Genomic DNA, 13,391 nt, shown 5'->3' on the forward strand with positions numbered 1-13,391 from the left:
CCTCTATTGTTGCATCTGTTTGTAGTTCTCGGCAAATTCCTTGTAAGCTTTTTTGAAATCCGGCATAATGTTCAATTTATCGACGTAGGCCTGGAAGTCTTGGATCGAGATATTCCCGATAATTGCACGGGTTCGCATGGCCGTCCATTCATCGGAATATTTCGACCACACTTTTAACCAAGTATCAGAAAACAATACTTTGTTTAATGGTACTTGAGCGATCGAGTCAACCGGTTCCATCTCTTTGATTTTCGCTTCGTTCCATTCTTTCGATGCCTGAGGGTGTCTTACTTTCAACCAACGATCGTCAGCGATAGGCAAGAATTGATAAAGATCGGTGTTGATTTCTTTTTTGCCTATATCGGTCAATGTTTTCACACCATCCTTCGTTGTATAATGAACGCCCTCGATCCCGGTAGTAAGCAAATCCAGCATGTCGGGGGAGGCAGATTTATCAAATAGCTTTAAGATTTGTTTGACCTTTTCTTCTGGTACCTTTTTCGAAATAAAGATATATCCTCCGGATCCTACAGTTAACTCCAGTGCATAGCCTTTCGACCCCTTCATAATCAGCGAATCCACATTCGCATTGGGCTGCTGATGCTTTTTTATCGCATCCGTTGCTGTCCACGCATGATAAATGTTCCATACATAGGTGGCACTTGTTCCCGAAGTAAACATATCCTGGAGCTGGGATGTTTTCATGACGGAAAACTCTTTAGGCAACACACCATCCGCATACCGATCTCGATACCAAGCGACAAAATCGGTATAATTCTGTGTAAGGAACGGATAAACCAGGCCACCTTCGCTGTTATAAACCGGGTCATTCGTGCCAAAAGCACGGCTGTAATAATCGTTGAATTCCATTCCGATCGTATTCCCGTTGCCGGCCATGTTATTTTTGACGACCTGTTTTAAGGCAGCTGAAAATTCATCCATCGTTTTCGGCATGGGCAGCCCTAATTGATCCAACCAATCTTTGCGGATCTGCGGGATGACATTAAACTTGGGACGTGTAAGCGGCAAGGTGTACAGCTTTCCATCGATTTTAAAATATTTCCCCCACTCCGGTACAATCTTCTTTAGATTCGGGTAATCTTTATAATCGCCCAAGAACGGGCCAAGATCCCAAAACAATCCTTGCTTTGCCGCGCTTAAGGCAGGCAGGTAATTTTCCTCAGAATCGATGATATCGGGAAGGTCGCCGGAGGCAAGGACGATATCGAGTTTGCTGTTATAATCGCTTTTCGGCACCCAATCTACGGTTAAATTCACATTTAACCTTTTTTGAATTTCCGCCCAGGCTGCATTTTTCATATCCGGTACTTGAAAATAAAGAAATGACATGACTTTCAGATCCAGCGGTTTTTGATCGGCTTTCGCCGCCTTTTCCTGCATCGGTGTCTCCTGTGTCACGCCGCCCAGGGCACCGCATGCCGCCACCAACATGGCAAGGGTTATGTTAATGCTAGCCATGAAAAGCATCTTTTTTTTGTTGTACATACGACCTTTGCGCATACTGTTATACCTCCCTTAGTCATAATTTTGTACTGCATATTCAGACTATAGCTTCAAATATTGATGGCAGCCAGTGACATTATTCAAGAACCATAAAAAATCCAAAAAAATGTCCCTCTGATGTAAGGTAGTTTGGGACATGATCGAACGTATTTTTCGTGAAGGTAAGTGAGATTTGCCATCGCCCACGCTTACTTATATTAAAATAACGAGCCTACATTGTTTCAATGACTAGCTGGCCGAGGTACGAAACTATAGATAAAAAAATGGCCCATTGCTGGGCCATAAAACCATAGTTAGGAAGAAAATTGCAAAATATACTTTGTGCCTCCTACCGCTGTTCGTTTATTTCGCTCATCTCATGTACAGATGCATGCCTGACATGTCCATGTCACCAAAACCCTTGACTTTTGCAATATGGATCAGTTGTTCTACTTGAGCTCCTATCGGTAATGCGGCACCAATATCGTCCGCCATTTTCTTCATGAGGACCAGATCCTTGTGCAGACAGATTAAGGGCGAAGCCCTCCACAAATTGGGTATAGTGTCGGTCATAAATCCGGCTCTGAACGAAACTACTGCTCAGAATCTGATGCAGCAGTACTTTAGGCAAGCCCATTTTATCTTTTTCTCGGTCACGCCATCTTCCTTCGTCCGTTCTTTAGCTTCATAGTAGAACGTACTTCTTGCGATTTGCAGGACGTCGCACATTGCTGATACTGAGTATTTATCACGGTTGCTTTGGATGATAGCTACTTTCGTCCCATAATCAGCAATGTGCGACGTCCTACTCCCACCTTGATGCTTGATTTACTCTCAAGTATATCAACTTCGCCGCGGCAGACATATATACTGATTTTTCGTGTTCTCTTTAGTACGGCAGACAAAAAGAACCCCAAGAGACCGCTTTGAGGACGTCGATCGCCCTCAGGGCTTGTTCTTTGGTTTTGTATAGGACGACGAGATCGTCAGCGTATCGCACCAATGTTCCGGTTTCCGCGAACTTCTTCTCCCAGATCGTGTCCAGGTAATTCAGATAGATGTTCGCTAAGAGCGGGGAAATAACCCCGCCCTGTGGATCCCGAGTTCGGTTTCGTGAAACTGATCATCTTTCACGAAACCCGCTTTCAGCCATTTGCGAATCAGTTTCAGCACTCGACGGTCGCTAATGCGTTGTTCAATCAGCTGCATCAGCTTCTCGTGTGGTATGTTGCCAAAGTAGCCGCGAATGTCGATATCGACGACCCAGTACACGCCTTGTCGTACAGCGCATGAAATCGCCGCCTCGGATTTTCCTTGGCCGCTAGGTATAGTACGTTTTGGAGTTGTTGAGCTTTTACTTTGGCGTCGTTAGCAGATTTGTCTGCATTCACTGACTCTTACCTACTCCAGTACGTGAACAAAGCAGGGGTCCTTTCCTCCGCAAGGTTGTGTTGTCCTTGTTCGGTACTACGACCCCCTCCGACTCCCTTCCCGCAGCTCGCCACTTCACCTTTCGGGCTTATAGGTCCGCTCCTTACGAAAAAAATTCTCGTGCGGGTTAGGGTCTCCCTAGTTCCAAGCACAACTTTCCCAACATGCCGGATCCCCATACACCGGAGGATTCTTCCGCGCTGCACTTCCAAGGGCTTCACGCGTTCCATGGTCTTCACCCAAATATCCGAGGCCTCCTCTTGTCCTTTTCAGGTCTTTTTTGACGGTGCGGCAGGATTCACTTGATGTTACGGCCTGCATGTATTCCAAGGAACGGAATTAGTGAGTGATCAACTTTTTTCGGAAATGTATGACTTATTCCGGATCACTTCTGTTCATCCGAAGTGGATATCCGGAGTGAACAGCCAAGGACATCCTTTCTGGAGAACATTACCGGTTTTTATTACTAATCAGTTAATTACCTTTCTTGAGTTAAGTGCTGAGGGTGTCGGAAGGAAAAAAAGTCGAGAATTCGTGACTCACCAGTATCTCGCTGCTACGATAGATAAATACATGGCTATTGCATTTGGCCTTTACAATGATGACACTCTGGATCTCCTCCCCTATGCTCTCCTTCATACTGGCCATATGGAACGTTATTCTAATCCCAGAACCATAGGACAATGGCATGTGTTATGCGAATTGATCGATAATGATAGAAAATACACAATAAATCCACATGGTGTCGTAATCGATTGCTATAATGCTGGCGAAGTTGATCAAATTATTCTTGTTGAGCAAGATGGCTACATTCTCTTTAAAGTTCATTATTCGAATCCTGGGGTTCTTATTGATAATAAAGGTATTATGGTAGATAGCTCTACCGGAGCTGACTTCTGCGGTTATTTTACACCAACCCTACTCCCTCAAAGTTACTTTTTACAATGTTCCGATGAAGTAGCATTCGAATTTGATCTTTATTCTTTTATTTTGGAATGTTATGCAGACATCGTTTGTGGAAGCGAATCCGTCAATCGGAGATTTCGTAAGCGTGATGTCATTAATAAAGGTATAGTCGAAATGACAGAAGAAAGTGAATCAGATTCCCATAAACTCGGTATTCGTTTTATACCTCGAAATATTCACAGAAAGATCCAAACCGGAACCCAAAACAAAGCTGAGTATGACTTAGAACTAAAAAAATATTTCGTTACCGGCCATATTCGTAAATTACCTAACGGACATAGTGCAAGTCGCGAAGCAATTTCGCATGCAAGTGAATACGGCATCGATCTGCCACAAGGTTTTACATTTGTAAAACCATACGAATCTGGAGAAGAAAAAGTCCGGACACATTACATTAAACGTGTAGAAGAATCATAAAAATTTACACCTGTTCGGTGAATATAATGTATAAACCGAGACCCCCTCTTAACTATCAAGGAATCCCGGTTATTTTAGTTGTTGTCATAACCGTTCCTTCACGAAAGCGATGATTTCCTGCACATATCCGTCGTCTCCTGATGAGTGACATTATAGTGGAGCATCTTCCAGCTGGGCGTACAACGCAAAGAAGATGACCGCCTGCACTTCGGCGGCCATCTTCTTTATGCTTCTTGATAGTACCGGCTGCCATAGAATACTTGTTCGGTAACTAAGTCTCGTCCATCCGGCTGCACTGAACGGATGCCTTTGTGTAGTACGTTCCTAAATCCCAATCATCTTTGGAAGGGATTTTCATAAACTCTTCGCGCTGCTCTACGGTTAATAATTCTTTTCCTCTCAACGACTACACACCTTTCGCCTAACATAAGGTCATTTGATAATTTCAAACCTTTATGTGGGGATTAGTCCGGTTTTTCAGTGTTTGATAAATTTTCGCTTTAGACACACCCGTACGTTTCTGTGATTTCTTTAATTGTATATTTTTCGCTATCGTAGAGAGTCAGAGCCATGTCAATTTTATTTTTATCCATGGGTGGACGACCGCCTTTCCTGCCCCTAGCTCGTGCAGCTTGTAATCCAGCATGAGTTCGCTCCCTGATTGTCTCTGCTTCCATTTCTGCCAGTCCTGCCATGATTGCAAAAAAGAGCTTCCCGGCCGGAGTACTCGTATCGACGCCGAGAGTGATGATTCTGTAAACCGATGCCTCTTTCTTGCAATTGATGCGTTAGTTCAATTAGCTGCCTAGTAGTCCGTCCTAAACGATCCAGTTTCCAGATCACAAGAGTGTCACCAGTTCTCAAATATTCTAGACAGCGGGTCAACTCCACCCGATCATTTTTCTTTCCTGAGGCCTTCTCTTCAAATATTCGTTCGCAACCAGCAGTTTTTAATGTATCTATCTGTAGATTCAACGATTGTTCAGCTGTCGAGACACGGGCATAACCAATTTGGGACACGATACTATCTCCTTTTGTCTATTAATCGTTTTTTTACGACTTAATAGACATGAACAATATTATTTTTGACTGAAATATAAGCCTGCCTTCAAAAGTACATAAAACGATCGTTTTTTAGACTGTTATTACATCAGACTGCCGCATATAGATAGGCAACTGTTATAAGAAAATAAAGTAGATTGGGTAGCGTCATTAACGGGCAGGATAATTGAATTAAACGTTGAAGATATAAAGGATTCTAAAATCTGATGATCTTATTGAAGTTCGTATAGCTGAGTAAGAAAGGATCAGATATGAAAACGTTTTTAATACCCCGAATTGGGACTACGAACGTTCAACTGGAGATGGCCTCCGTTCCCAAATGGTTCGATGGAGGCCGCTTACTCGGAACAGGTGCTGCAGATCAATCTCCAGGCGGAAGCATTCGTCCTGACGTTGGGTTACAAGATGGAGAGTAGAGCCATTTACCGAAACATCGTACGGAGGGGCTGGCCGCTTTTAATCGAAAATGTACTGTTGAATTTTTCCACCTTCTTCGACATCATCATGGTAGGCAGTCTCGGCGCTTACGCCGTGACGGCTGTCGGCATCACGGATCAGCCCCTGCTGATTGTCAATTTTATTTTGTTCGGGCTCAATACGGTCATCGTAACGAAAGTATCGCTGTTCAAAGGAAGAAACGATGCCGAACAGACCAAAATTTACGTGGCCAACCTAATCTTTCTGTCTCTCGGCATTTCCCTGTTTTTTTCCGTATTAGGACTGCTTTTCGCACCTGAAATCATGCTCCTGATGGGGGCAGCCCCCGACATCGTGCCAGTATCGGCTGGTTTCTTTCAATTTGTCATCGCTGGCACCTTCGCCAAAGCTCTCATGAGCGCGATTGTCGGCGCTCTTCGGGGAATCGGGGAAACCAAAACGTCGCTTACCATCATCATGGTTTCCAACGGATCGAACATTGTATTTAATTACCTTTTCATATATGGCAATCTCGGTTTTCCGAAAATGGGTGTAAACGGGTCCGGACTGGCAACCAGCCTAAGCTTCCTCGTCGGGCTGGCATTATGTATCATCAGGCTGTTTTTTGGGGGCCGGGACAGCATAATTCGTTTCCGGCTTCACGATTTGCTGAGAGTCCGAATGGCGGTCTTGAAGGATATTTTCCGGTCCTCGCTGCCCGTCATGTGGGAACTGGTTTCCGTCCGCATCGGCGTACTCGTCACTGCCAAATTTACCATTTCTATTGGAACCTTGCCGTTTGCAGCTCATATGGTCGTGAGCAACCTGCTTAATCTCTCCTTTTTTATCGGCACGGCTCTCGCCACGACAGTGACGACGTTCGTCGGGGAAAGCATCGGGAATAACGATCCAGCTTTGGCGAAGCAGTATATCCGTGCCACGATAAAAACCGGTTTGGCCGCTTCAAGCCCGTTTGTGCTCGCTTTTCTGTTTATCCCACGTACCTTAGCCGGTATTTACACCAACGACCTTACCGTCATCCACATGGCGGTCGTGCTGCTCGGTATGACGGCTTTCATGCAGCCGTTCCAATGCCTGGCTACCATCTTGTTCGGTGCTTTCCGTGGGTATGGAGATTTTAAATCGCCAGCGAAGATCACGTCGATCGGCATCGTTATCATAAGACCTCTGCTTACTTTTGCGTTGGTGTACCTGCTCAAGATGAGCTTGGTCGGCGCGTGGATCGCGATTATAATAGACGAAGTCTTCCGCTTTTTAGCTATTGTCAACAAATACAGAAAACAGCGCGTAATGGAACAACGGACGGAGTAGTAAGCTCTTCTTCCGCCAATACCAACAAGGGGGTTCAACCACTCCTAAAATAAAGACCAACAATCCCAGTAAGGCTCCTGGTTTAATCGTGAACAGCTGTCAGAGGATATCATTCAAACATTTGTGTGGCCTTGCTACTGATGACATTAGAAGTCTGTAACAATTTGTTACGCTAGCGGAGCACGTTAGTTGAACTTTGCACAGCTGCGATTTACGAAAAGCGAGCCCCTTGTAGACAAAGGGAGAACTCGCTTTTTTTTATGCAACGAATTGCCTAGCGTACGTTTTCCGCGTTTTGTTGGCGGTACCCCATTAATAAAATATCAATTAAATTAAAAATTATGTCACAAAACAGCTCTTTGAACTGTTATAAGGGTACAGTCGACTGATAAATAATAGGAGGTGAGCCTATGGAGGAAATAGACATTGGAAAAAGGTTTGTTAATGGCGGAGAAGATGAACTGGAATAGATAATCAATCTCTATGGTGAAAAACTCCTTCGCTATGCAACGGCGATTCTATGTGATTATCATGAAGCAGAAAATATTGTACAAGAAGTCTTTCTTTCAGCCTATCAAAATCGGAATATTTTTGATGGCAATAACCTATCCGCATGGTTGTACAAAATTACATATAATCGCTGTTTAAATCAACTAAAAAAGCGTAAGATCCTATATTTTCATGATATTCGTAGTGAAGTAGTTTTACCAGAGAAAGATAAAGGTTTGAGTGATGAGATGCTTCGTGCGTTACAGAAGCTTAAACCTATGGAACGTGCCTTGTTATATGGGCGGATTATGGATGGGCAGAGTTACGAGGAACTATCTCAGCTTACAGGAAGTTCTCCAGCTGCATTACGCAAACAATATCAACGGGCCAAAGATAAAATAGTTAAATATTTTAATATTGAATATGGTAGAAAGGAGTCTAACTATGAGCAAATTTGATATGGACGAACAACATATACATGAAATGTTTTCCAAAATTACAGTCGATTCAAGTAAACTTGCAGAACAGGTTAAAAGCCGATTGCATGAGGATAGTGCTGGTATGCCTGCTAGACACCGCAATCGGTGGACAAGATCAACAATTGCAGCTATCGCGATGTCGTTCGTATTAGTTGCTAGTGCAACTGCTGCATCTTTAGGGAATTTTGATTGGTTCATAGAGAGATTTAATCCTGATTTTGGTAAGATTGTTGAACCAGTTGGAGTCTATAGTGAGGACAAAGGAATTCGCATGGAGGTTATCGGTGCACAGAAATATGAAAATAGGGCGATTATTTACCTATCTCTTCAGGATAGAACAGGTCAAAACCGATTGACGGAACAGACTGATTTTAGAGACGGATTCAATGTAAAAATGCATTCACAAACAAAAGAGGGAGCCAAAGGTGGAGACGAAGTTTTATCAGCCAGCATGTCATGGAAACAAAAAATGCTTTATTTTAATAAAGATACGAATACCATTTATTATGAGTTTAATATAACGGCTGATCCAGACACACCATTAGCAGATCCGTTGGAGCTTGGCAGTTTCCTTATTTATTTTGACGGAAAAGCCTATATAGACGAACCCATTTCCGTATCCCTTACAGGAATTGAAGATTTAGAAACGATTCCTATTGAAAAAGCACAGATTTGGGGGGGCAGTAATGTACCAAGTGACCTAAGTTCATTAACAGAGGCACTTATGCCAGGGGATTATGCTTCCATGCCCCATGGTGAAAAAGATCAATGGGTTTCAAATATCGGTATTATAGATGGAAAATTGCATGTGCAGATAGGCAAAATTTTTAATAAAGAGTTTGGTCCTAATGATGCCATGGTTTCTCTAAAGGGTCCAGACGGTAATTTAATCTCCAATGATTATAGTTTGGTATTTCTCAGTGATAAGAAGAATAACCTTCTTGATCTTGAAAATAACGATTATGGTGACGCTATATATAAATATGAAGAATTTGTATTTCCAGTAAGCAGCGAAAATCTTAGTAAATACACTCTTTATTATACTGGTTCCGTTTATTCTGGGGTTGAAGGCAACTGGAAGGTGGCGGCAAATTCAAGTGATACAACTTCCAATTTACGTACTTGGAAAAATGATATTTCAGTTGAAGGTCATCTTTTTGAATATATAACCCTCAGTCCTTTAGGATTACAAGTAATCGGTACCTATAAAGGTGAGAATTGCATGGTCAGTGATATGCTACTTGAAATTGAAACAGTAGACGGTATTATCCCATTGGAAGGTGGTGGAGGAAGCCAAAACCCTGATAAACATACCTTCAATTCAAGTTGGAATACGAAAACACCTTTAGATATTACCAAAGTTAAAGCAATAATTATAAATGGCACTCGAATACCGGTTAAATAACAAGATAATTAAAATAAAAATTTCAACACACTAGTTTAACAAAAGCTCCATTTTGTTAAACAGGAAACCCTTGATCTTGGATGGATCAAGGGTTTTTAATATTGTAATTTCCTTAACGTTGTAAATCCGCATTTTCCTGACGCTACCCCAAATAATTCAACAATTCTTGGCCTTCCTTCAGCATCTGTTCCTACAATTTTTAATCCTGTTTCATTAATTGGTGCTTCAAATTCCGGGTTTAGCCCGTAACTACATCGGAATTGTTCGATAGTAGTTGTTTCTTGGTAAATATCGGAAACCAATGAAGGGCTCTTTATAAATACCTCACCTTTTTGACCGACCAATGAACAAGTAAGTTTACTGATAACTAGTTTAGATGCATCGGGGTTTAATTCTTCGTGATCAGCTTCTTCAAGCATTAATTTATTTTTGGCATATTCCAGAATTATATTTTGAAATCCACCGCAAGTTCCTATTAATGGGACATTATGTTCGCGGGCATACCTAATAATTTGTAATACTCCACCTACAGATTCGAATACCTGGGGCTATCCAAAACCCTTTATAAGACTTTTTGATGGTTTCTAGTTGTTCAGGAATTGATGCTGTTGGAATCCATTCATACACAATCTGAACCCCAATTTTTTTAATGGAATGGTTTATTGCATCATTCGTGGCTTGCTGTGAGAGATAAATCGGATTAAAATCACCAATAACGCCAATTTTCAAATATATCCCCCCTTAAACTAAAATCACCAAATGATAATAGCACGGCCAAAAATTTTTTCCAAGATATCCATACGAATTATTACTCCATAAATCAGTAAAACTCATTATTTCCTGTGTTCATAATTCGTTTCTCTTACTGAAACTTCTCAAATTCATTTTTCAGCCAATGCTGATTCTGATATGCAATATACTGTTCCGTCCGAATCAATAGATCAACCAATTCCGGCTTTGTTAGCTGCATATATCGCTGTCTAACTCGATCTATGTCGCGATTTGCAAACGTACATGCCACATAGATTGGCTCGATGTTAATTAGGAGCTTATTCGTAATCTTGGCAGTTCGTGTTACGTCAAATCCTTGAACGAGTAAGCCTGGGTTCCTGGTAGAAAATGGGGATGGTATTTTCCCTCCATCTTCTATCTCGTACCCCCAATGATTAAGATAATCAACTATTTTTTCTCTTCGTTCATCCGAGACTTGCTCAGGGGCCCAGTTTCCCAACAGCCTTAGCCTTAGAAGCTCTAAAAACCACGGCCCCTCACCTTCAGACCCGTCCTCTAACTTTTCTGCTTTAACAAATTCAAGAACGCAGTCTTCGTCTTTAAAATCTCTGTAACACTTATTCTCACCTTGAAACTGGCCAAAGCCTTTAAGATCTCTAAGAATAAAATGCCATCGTTCACCAACATATTCTGATTCGTCGTAATGAAATTCTACTGGGAGCGCCAAACGCTGCTCTCTAACGTTCATAATGGCCTTAAGGTAAGCTTCACGCAGCCGGCTAACTTGATTCCCCTCAGCCCAGCTTATACGCCTTCACCCAAAGAGTTTCAAGCGTTAGAACATGAGAACGACAAGTTAAAAAAACTTTTGGGTGAAAAAGATCTGGAGATTGCGATCCTGCGTGACCTTGTAAAAAAGGCGAACCCCGCCTATCGGACAAAATAGAGATTGCCGACACATGGATTGCGCGGGGATATCAGGCTGCCGTAGTGCTGCGAATCGTCGGCGTCAGCGAACAGACGTATTATTACCGGAAAAAGCATCTCAAGTCACAACGCGTGTATAACGGTGGACGCCCGATCCCTGGGCTTTCCTTGGGTCAGAAGCAACAACCGGTTAGCGATGAGCAGATCAAGGAATGGCTGATGGAGCTCATTACGGGAGACGAGTCGATTTACGGCTACCGCAAGTTAACCTTATGCCTGAAACGGCAATATGGACTCATTATCAACAAGAAAAAAGTATACCGGCTATGCCGGGAGCTCGATATCCTGCAGCCCCAGCGTCGGAAACGAATCCATTACCCGAGAAAACTGGCGATAACAGGGAAATCCGTGCCTCGAATCAACTTTGGGAAATGGACGTCAAATACGGCTATATTGCAGCAGAGCAGCGTTTCTTTTTCTTACTCAGCCTCATTGACGTATATGATCGTTCCATCATCGATTACCATATGGGCCTCTCTTGCGAAGGCAAGCATGCCGCGCAGATTCTGCAGCGGGCGCTGTAGAAACGACAGCTCTTTGAGAAAGAACAACTGCCGGTGATTCGCACCGATAACGGCCCACAATTCATCAGCCATGCCTTTGAAGAAGCGTGCCTAAACCTGAAGGTGGAGCACGAGCGGATTCCACCGAAAACACCGAATAAAAATGCACACATTGAGTCGTTTCACGCCATTTTGGAGCAAGACTGTCTAGCCAGGCACGAGTTTGAGAATTACCCAGATGCTTACCATATTGTTTCCGACTACCTGTTGTTTTACAACCAGCGGCGGATCCATGGCAGCTTGTATGAACTTTCTCCGATAGAATTTTTTCAAGCGGTACGTCAGCAAACCGTCAAACCGTTTGTAATCAAGGTATAGCTGATGGGGGTAAAGCCCTTTACAGGGAGGGGCGGGCATGATAGGCTGCTAGCCTCGCGATGTTTCATTACCCGCATCGCCCTATCGCGAGAAATCATGCCCGCAGAGGCTCCGTGTCAAGGGCGGAAACGTCGTAAATCAATGAAAAACTATGCATTGGCGAGGATAAGGGTATAAGACTCTAAATTTACGGGTTTAAACCGAAAATACAGTAGATTCATAGCTTCGTCAATAAATCTTAGAAATTAATATTATATAGTATTTAATATAAAACCAATCTAATAATTAGATTAAATAAACCCAACATACCTCTAAAAATCTTAATATTACGATTACGTTAAACTGCCAGTTAGGTGAACGAAGGGGCTGCCGCGCGGCAGCCCCTTCAGAGTTGAACTATTGTCTTCCTTTAGCGTATGAGTCATGTGGAAACCATCATACACAGTTTCTTTTTATAGAAAGTAACCCCTGCTAAGTCTTAAATTGCAGCTAGCAAACAGGCGCCTTGGCTTCCCGTTCCAGCAACTCCAGCATCTGCGCAAGCAGCGCGACGCCTTCCGTCTCCGCGTTCTTCGCTTCCTTCAGCAGTTCGATCGCCTGGGTCGCCGCAGCTTCGTCCCCAGGAACACCACCGTGCGGGAACGGGAACATGTCGCGCATGATTGACAGGTTGCCGGCGACGATGGCATACTGCTCTGCCGCTTGACGAGCCAATTGGCGCAGCGACTCTTCGCCCGGCTCCGTTCCGTTGTCCGCCAGCTCTTGCAGGAACTGTACGGCAAATTCGCGCGCATCACAAACTTTGCCCGTATTGACGGCATTGCCGAACGGATTGGCCATCCTCTGCTCCAAGGCGTGTATCCAGGCATCGAACGCAGCCAGGCCGTTGGCGTGTCCTGCGCTCTCCTCCGCCGGGAACTGCTGTACATGCGCATGCTCAAGCGCAAGCTTCAACGCACCCCGTAGCATCGTTCGACGATCGACGGGTTTCGAGTCCGTAATCGTCAGCAGATACAGCTCCGTCACCTCGCCGCGGCCCAGCTTCTCATAGGGCATTTCGCTATCGCGGCGAACATCGCGGCATTGCAGCATGCGGGTCTCATCATCGTAACCGTAGATGACGCCCCATTCCGGGATGAACAGGTCCCAGCTTAATGCCGGGATGCCTGCGTCCAGACTCGTCTGGATCATCTCCAGTGCCGTCTCGAGCTCCTCCGGCGTCGGCGAAACATGGTTCTGCCTGCCGGTCGTCCGTACGGTAAAACCCAGATTCCGCAGCGCTTCCGCATG

The 13,391-nt window shown here is 43.8% G+C and carries 15 protein-coding genes and 2 pseudogenes; 7 read left to right on the forward strand and 10 right to left on the reverse strand.

From position 1 onward, the window contains the following. Positions 1–3: 3 nt before the first annotated feature. The 4 genes and pseudogenes from E1757_RS22060 to E1757_RS36585 form a co-directional block, all read right to left on the reverse strand. On the reverse strand, positions 4–1,521 hold the full coding sequence (locus tag E1757_RS22060) for a type 2 periplasmic-binding domain-containing protein (RefSeq protein WP_133232142.1): 1,518 nt from the start codon (positions 1,519–1,521) through the stop codon (positions 4–6). Positions 1,522–1,875: 354 nt separating this feature from the next. Next, positions 1,876–2,007: a hypothetical protein gene (locus E1757_RS36925; RefSeq protein WP_281282525.1), complete on the reverse strand. Its 132-nt coding sequence runs from the start codon at positions 2,005–2,007 to the stop codon at positions 1,876–1,878. 168 nt (positions 2,008–2,175) lie between these two features. After that, a pseudogene (locus E1757_RS22065) lies at positions 2,176–2,295 on the reverse strand (IS3-like element IS655 family transposase); the annotation flags it as partial. 97 nt (positions 2,296–2,392) lie between these two features. After that, the gene (locus E1757_RS36585) at positions 2,393–2,584 is read right to left on the reverse strand and encodes a reverse transcriptase domain-containing protein (protein WP_342774589.1); all 192 of its coding nucleotides are present in this window, start codon (positions 2,582–2,584) and stop codon (positions 2,393–2,395) included. 32 nt (positions 2,585–2,616) lie between these two features. Between E1757_RS36585 and E1757_RS36590 the strand changes: the two genes are divergently transcribed. Further along, complete coding sequence (locus E1757_RS36590) at positions 2,617–2,796, forward strand: hypothetical protein (protein WP_246079372.1); 180 nt, start codon at positions 2,617–2,619, stop codon at positions 2,794–2,796. Positions 2,797–3,276: 480 nt separating this feature from the next. After that, the gene (locus E1757_RS22080; protein ID WP_133232144.1) at positions 3,277–4,317 is read left to right on the forward strand and encodes a hypothetical protein; all 1,041 of its coding nucleotides are present in this window, start codon (positions 3,277–3,279) and stop codon (positions 4,315–4,317) included. 271 nt (positions 4,318–4,588) lie between these two features. On the opposite strand, the gene E1757_RS36235 is transcribed toward E1757_RS22080, so the two are convergent. Both E1757_RS36235 and E1757_RS22085 read right to left on the reverse strand, forming a co-directional pair. Beyond that, positions 4,589–4,720 (reverse strand): DUF4158 domain-containing protein, encoded by a 132-nt coding sequence (locus E1757_RS36235; protein ID WP_165972232.1) that lies wholly within the window; start codon positions 4,718–4,720, stop codon positions 4,589–4,591. Positions 4,721–4,762: 42 nt separating this feature from the next. Then, positions 4,763–5,337 (reverse strand): annotated as a pseudogene (locus E1757_RS22085) (recombinase family protein). A 369-nt stretch (positions 5,338–5,706) separates the two neighbouring features. Here E1757_RS22085 and E1757_RS22090 point away from each other — a divergent pair. The 3 genes from E1757_RS22090 to E1757_RS22100 all read left to right on the forward strand — a co-directional run bounded on the left by E1757_RS22090 (position 5,707) and on the right by E1757_RS22100 (position 9,501). After that, complete coding sequence (locus E1757_RS22090; protein WP_133232146.1) at positions 5,707–7,128, forward strand: MATE family efflux transporter; 1,422 nt, start codon at positions 5,707–5,709, stop codon at positions 7,126–7,128. 473 nt (positions 7,129–7,601) lie between these two features. Then, complete coding sequence (locus E1757_RS22095) at positions 7,602–8,075, forward strand: RNA polymerase sigma factor (protein ID WP_281282526.1); 474 nt, start codon at positions 7,602–7,604, stop codon at positions 8,073–8,075. Beyond that, the gene (locus E1757_RS22100) at positions 8,062–9,501 is read left to right on the forward strand and encodes a DUF4179 domain-containing protein (protein ID WP_133232148.1); all 1,440 of its coding nucleotides are present in this window, start codon (positions 8,062–8,064) and stop codon (positions 9,499–9,501) included. Before E1757_RS22095 ends, E1757_RS22100 begins: the two co-directional genes overlap by 14 nt. Positions 9,502–9,596: 95 nt before the next feature. On the opposite strand, the gene E1757_RS22105 is transcribed toward E1757_RS22100, so the two are convergent. The 3 genes from E1757_RS22105 to E1757_RS35915 form a co-directional block, all read right to left on the reverse strand. Further along, positions 9,597–10,013, reverse strand: a complete 417-nt coding sequence (locus E1757_RS22105) for a CTP synthase (RefSeq protein WP_133232150.1) — start codon at positions 10,011–10,013, stop codon at positions 9,597–9,599. Further along, positions 10,006–10,230 (reverse strand): CTP synthase, encoded by a 225-nt coding sequence (locus E1757_RS22110; RefSeq protein WP_133232152.1) that lies wholly within the window; start codon positions 10,228–10,230, stop codon positions 10,006–10,008. Before E1757_RS22110 ends, E1757_RS22105 begins: the two co-directional genes overlap by 8 nt. 133 nt (positions 10,231–10,363) lie before the next feature. Further along, positions 10,364–10,981, reverse strand: coding sequence for a hypothetical protein (locus tag E1757_RS35915; RefSeq protein WP_165972208.1), 618 nt, complete (start codon positions 10,979–10,981; stop codon positions 10,364–10,366). A 398-nt stretch (positions 10,982–11,379) separates the two neighbouring features. On the opposite strand from E1757_RS35915, the gene E1757_RS22120 reads away from it, so the two are divergent. Both E1757_RS22120 and E1757_RS22125 read left to right on the forward strand, forming a co-directional pair. Continuing rightward, positions 11,380–11,781, forward strand: a complete 402-nt coding sequence (locus E1757_RS22120) for a helix-turn-helix domain-containing protein (RefSeq protein ID WP_425464860.1) — start codon at positions 11,380–11,382, stop codon at positions 11,779–11,781. Next, entirely contained in the window at positions 11,778–12,101 is a 324-nt protein-coding gene (locus E1757_RS22125) for an integrase core domain-containing protein (RefSeq protein WP_165972233.1), read from the forward strand. Before E1757_RS22120 ends, E1757_RS22125 begins: the two co-directional genes overlap by 4 nt. Positions 12,102–12,590: 489 nt before the next feature. Here E1757_RS22125 and E1757_RS35920 read toward each other — a convergent pair. Beyond that, the coding region (locus E1757_RS35920) for a hypothetical protein (protein WP_165972234.1) at positions 12,591–13,391 on the reverse strand (801 nt) is incomplete at its 5' end.

Source organism: Paenibacillus piri (assembly GCF_004354045.1).
Classification (GTDB): domain Bacteria; phylum Bacillota; class Bacilli; order Paenibacillales; family NBRC-103111; genus Paenibacillus_S; species Paenibacillus_S piri.

What these genes read in the sequence shown, in the direction of transcription:
- E1757_RS22060 (WP_133232142.1), bottom strand. Translation starts at nt 1,521, where the DNA reads ATGCGCAAAGGTCGTATGTACAACAAAAAAAAGATGCTTTTCATGGCT.
- E1757_RS36925 (WP_281282525.1), bottom strand. Translation starts at nt 2,007, where the DNA reads ATGAAGAAAATGGCGGACGATATTGGTGCCGCATTACCGATAGGAGCT.
- E1757_RS22090 (WP_133232146.1), top strand. Translation starts at nt 5,707, where the DNA reads ATGGAGGCCGCTTACTCGGAACAGGTGCTGCAGATCAATCTCCAGGCG.
- E1757_RS22100 (WP_133232148.1), top strand. Translation starts at nt 8,062, where the DNA reads ATGAGCAAATTTGATATGGACGAACAACATATACATGAAATGTTTTCC.
- E1757_RS35915 (WP_165972208.1), bottom strand. Translation starts at nt 10,981, where the DNA reads ATGAACGTTAGAGAGCAGCGTTTGGCGCTCCCAGTAGAATTTCATTAC.
- E1757_RS22120 (WP_425464860.1), top strand. Translation starts at nt 11,380, where the DNA reads ATGGAGCTCATTACGGGAGACGAGTCGATTTACGGCTACCGCAAGTTA.